Origin of the sequence: Pseudomonas sp. NPDC089530 (assembly GCF_050280705.1) — a bacterium.
Classification (GTDB): domain Bacteria; phylum Pseudomonadota; class Gammaproteobacteria; order Pseudomonadales; family Pseudomonadaceae; genus Aquipseudomonas.
This window is the reverse complement of record NZ_JBNNVU010000173.1, coordinates 1-4218: the sequence shown is the minus strand read 5'-3', so window position 1 is coordinate 4218 and position 4218 is coordinate 1. Positions and strand designations below refer to the sequence as shown.

Sequence of the window (4218 nt, the reverse complement as noted above, 5' to 3'; positions counted from 1 at the left end):
ATGATGCTCGGCAGGGCCAGCGGCAGTTGCACGCCGAACAGTTGCTGCCAGCGGTTGGCGCCGAAGGCGTTGATCGCTTCCATGACTTCGCCGTCGACCTGGCGAATGCCTAAGTCGGTCAGGCGGATCAGCGGCGGCGCGGCGTAGATCACGGTGGCGAAGATCGCCGGCACCTTGCCCAGGCCGAACAGCATCAGCACCGGGATCAGGTACACGAAGCTCGGCATGGTCTGCATGATGTCCAGGAGCGGCATCAGCACCGAACGCAGGCGGTCGCTGCGCGCCGAGAGGATCCCCAGGGGAATGCCGATCAGCACCGAAATGAAGGTCGCCACCAGCATCAGCGCCAGGGTCTGCATCAGCTTATCCCACAGGCCGACGGCACCGACCAGGAACAGCAGGCCGACGATCACCGCGGTGGTCACCAGCTTGCGGGTCGAATGCCAGGCGATGCCGCCGACGATCGCCAGCATCAGCCACCAGGGCGCCAGGCGCAGCAGGCCTTCGAGGTTGACGATGGCCCACAGCAGGGTGTCGGAGATGTGGCGGAACACGTCGCCGTAGTTGGTCACCAGGGCGTCGACCCAGCCGTTGACCCAGTCGGCGATGGAAAAGGTGAAGCTTTCAGGAAACATAAGAGGCTCTCGATCAAATGGGTTGCGGTACAGCTCGCGGCTGCCGCTCAGGCAGCCGGGAAGGCTCTACCTACAAGGCCGCGTCGATTTTCTTGGCTGCGTCTTCGCTCACCCATGCGTGCCAGACCTCAGGATGTTCCTTGAGGAAGATTTTCGCCAGTTTCGGCGACTCGATGCGCTCCTTGGCCATGCGCCCCAGGTTCTGGTTCAGCAGGTCGATCGGCAGGTTGACCTTTTCCAGCACGGCCACCAGTTCCGGGGCTTCGTCGTGGAAGGTCTTGGACAGGCCGACCTTGATGCTCACGCTCTTGTCCACACCCGCTTTCTCTTCCAGTTTCACTGCGTCGATCTGGCCCATCAGCGGGGTTGGCGACCAGTAGTAGAAGAGGATCGGCTCGCCACGCTTGTAGCTCGACAGCACCGCGGCATCCAGCGCCGGGCCGGTGCCCGGACGGAAGTTGGTGTAGGCGCTTTCCAGGCCGTAGCTTTTCAGCATTTCGCTGTTGTCCAGCTCGCAGGTCCAGCCGGCCGGGCAGTTGTAGAAGCGGCCCTTGCTCGGCTCTTCCGGGTCCTTGAACACGCTGGCGTACTTGCCCAGGTCGGCGATGTTCTTCAGGTCCGGGGCCTTGGCTTCCAGCTTGCGCTTGGCATCGCCTTCGACCACGTAGCGCGGCACGTACCAGCCTTCGATGGCGCCCACGACCGGGGCACCGACGCCGACCACCTTGCCGGCCTTCTCGGCCTTGTTCCAGACCTCGCTGCGGCCCACCCACTCCTCGGCGAAAATCTGGATGTCGTTGCTGCTCAGGGCGTTCTCCATGGTGATGGAGTTACCCGGCAGGCTGTCGGTTTTGCAGCCGTAACCTTTTTCCAGCACCACCTGCATCACATCGGTCAGCAACATGCCGCTTTCCCAGTTCAGGCCGGCGAATTTCACCGGTTTGCCGGATTCGCACCAGCCGGCGGCCTGAGTGGCGCCAGCACTGGCCAACAGGCCCATGGAAAGCAAAGTGGTCAGCAGGGTCTTATTCGTTTTCATTATGTGACGCTCCTAATCATTGAAATGGATTACGGCAGTTAAGAGGCATCCAGCCCGTCCACGTCCAATCAGGTCTAGACCGCCGTTGCGCGGCCTGCCCCACTCAGCTTTTGTTCTGGGATCGAGTCCTGCTCTGTCGGCAGGATCAGGCGATCGGGTACAGCGCCATGCCACTTCTTCGCGCAGACGTAATACAGGGCTGCAGGAACCAGCAGGCCGATGATCCAGGAGATATCCACACCCCCCAGGGCCTCCACCAGCGAACCGGTGTAGAACTTGGTGGCAATGAACGGCAACTGCACCAGCACACCGACCACATAGACGCTGATACCGAGGATGTTCCAGCGTCCGTAGCGACCGTTCGGGTCGGCCAGCGCCGGCACGTCGTAGTTCTCCCGGGTGATGCAGTAGTAGTCCACCAGGTTGACCGCGCTCCACGGGGTGAAGAAGGCCAGCAGGAACAGGATGAAGGACTTGAACGCACCGAGGAACGAATGCTGGCCGAGCAGCGCCATCAGGGTCGCGGCGCCGACAATCGCCAGCACGAAGACCAGGCGCTGCAGGCGCGTCACCTCCAGGTGGCCACGGAAACCGCTGATGATGGTGGCGATGCACATGAAGCTGCCGTAGGAGTTCAGCGTCGAAATGGTGATCTTGCCGAAGGCGATGGCGAAGTACAGCAGCGCGGCGGTGGCACCGCTGCCGCCCAGGCCGACGATGTAGGCCACTTCGCGGCCGGCGAACTGGCCGTTGGCCATGGCCGCGGCGAACACGCCGAGGATCATCGCCACCTGCGCACCGATCACCGAACCTGCGCCAGCGGCGAGGAAGGTTTTCACCGATGAGGTCTTGCTCGGCAGGTAGCGCGAGTAGTCGGCCACGTAGGGGCCGAAGGCAATCTGCCAGGACGCTGCGAGCGACACCGCGAGCAGGAAGCTGTTCCAGCTGAAGTGGCGGATTTGCAACAGCGCGCCGATGTCGGTCTGGCTCATCAGGCGGCTGAACAGGTAAACGAAGGCGATGACACCGATGACGCTGGCGGCACGGCCGATAAAGTGGATCACTCGGTAGCCGAGTACGGTAACCAGCACGATGACGCTGGCGAACATCAGGATGCCGACGCTGTCGCTGACGCCGAACAGCTGGCCCAGCGCCTGGCCGGACAGCACGGTGCCCGTGGCAGTGAAGCCCATGTACATCAGGCAGACCAGCACGATCGGAATGGCCGCGCCGTAGACGCCGAACTGCACCCGGCTGGAGATCATTTGCGGCAGGCCGAGCTTGGGCCCTTGCGCCGCGTGTAACGCCATCACCCCACCGCCCAGCAACTGGCCGATGAGCAGGCCGATCAGCGACCAGAACACATCCCCACCCAGCACCACGGCCAGGGCGCCAGTGACGATGGCCGTGATCTGCAGGTTAGCGCCCAACCACAGGGTGAACTGGCTGTAGAGCTTGCCGTGGCGTTCGGCCTCGGGAATGTAGTTGATCGAACGCCGCTCGATCAGGGGTTTGGAGCTATCGCTGGCCGTGGACATCGTTATTGTTCTCCCGGGAGACTTTTGTCATGTCAAAGCTCTGCTACATGGACCAAGCCGTCGCACAGCAGTGTGCGACGGCCCCTTCCCTGGCCCTGGCGGCGAACCGCCGGAACCTTACTTGCCAGTGATCATCGGCAGGTTCAGGCCTTGTTCCTTGGCGCAGTCGATGGCGATCTGGTAACCGGCATCGGCGTGACGCATGACACCGGTCCCCGGGTCGTTGGTCAGCACACGGGCGATACGCTCAGCCGCTTCGTCGGTACCGTCGCAGACGATCACCATGCCGGAGTGCTGGGAGAAGCCCATGCCGACGCCGCCGCCGTGGTGCAGGGACACCCAGGTCGCGCCGCTGGCGGTGTTCAGCAGGGCGTTGAGCAGCGGCCAGTCGGACACAGCGTCGGAGCCGTCCTGCATCGATTCGGTTTCGCGGTTCGGGCTGGAGACCGAGCCGGAGTCCAGGTGGTCGCGACCGATGACGATCGGCGCCGACAGCTCGCCGCTGCGCACCATTTCGTTGAACGCCAGGCCGAGCTTGGCGCGCAGGCCCAGGCCAACCCAGCAGATACGCGCTGGCAGGCCCTGGAAGCTGATGCGCTCGCGCGCCATGTCCAGCCAGTTGTGCAGGTGCGCGTCGTCCGGGATCAGTTCCTTGACCTTGGCGTCGGTCTTGTAGATGTCCTGCGGGTCACCCGACAGCGCGGCCCAGCGGAACGGACCGATGCCGCGGCAGAACAGCGGACGGATGTAGGCCGGCACGAAGCCTGGGAAGTCGAATGCGTTCTCGACGCCTTCTTCCTGGGCCATCTGACGGATGTTGTTGCCGTAGTCGAAAGTCGGGATGCCCTGCTTCTGGAAGTCGAGCATGGCCTTGACGTGCACGGCCATCGATTGCTTGGCCGCCTTGACCACTGCCGCCGGCTCGGTCTTGGCGCGTGCGCGGTATTGGTCCCACCCTTGTAGCCGGTCTTGCGGTCCTTGCGGGTTTCGCTGGGGCCGACCCAGG

At 63.5% G+C, this 4218-nt stretch carries 4 protein-coding genes; all 4 read right to left on the bottom strand.

The genetic code is table 11. From position 1 onward, the window contains the following. Positions 1-635: ABC transporter permease (locus ACQKQA_RS29730; RefSeq protein ID WP_427564732.1), on the bottom strand; the 635-nt coding region annotated here is incomplete at its 3' end. A 70-nt stretch (positions 636-705) separates the two neighbouring features. Beyond that, complete coding sequence (locus tag ACQKQA_RS29725) at positions 706-1674, bottom strand: ABC transporter substrate-binding protein (protein ID WP_427564731.1); 969 nt, start codon at positions 1672-1674, stop codon at positions 706-708. A 74-nt stretch (positions 1675-1748) separates the two neighbouring features. Beyond that, positions 1749-3212 (bottom strand): purine-cytosine permease family protein, encoded by a 1464-nt coding sequence (locus ACQKQA_RS29720; protein WP_427564730.1) that lies wholly within the window; start codon positions 3210-3212, stop codon positions 1749-1751. A 117-nt stretch (positions 3213-3329) separates the two neighbouring features. Further along, positions 3330-4218 (bottom strand): urocanate hydratase (gene hutU / locus ACQKQA_RS29715; protein ID WP_427564729.1); only part of this gene is annotated, 889 nt, incomplete at its 5' end.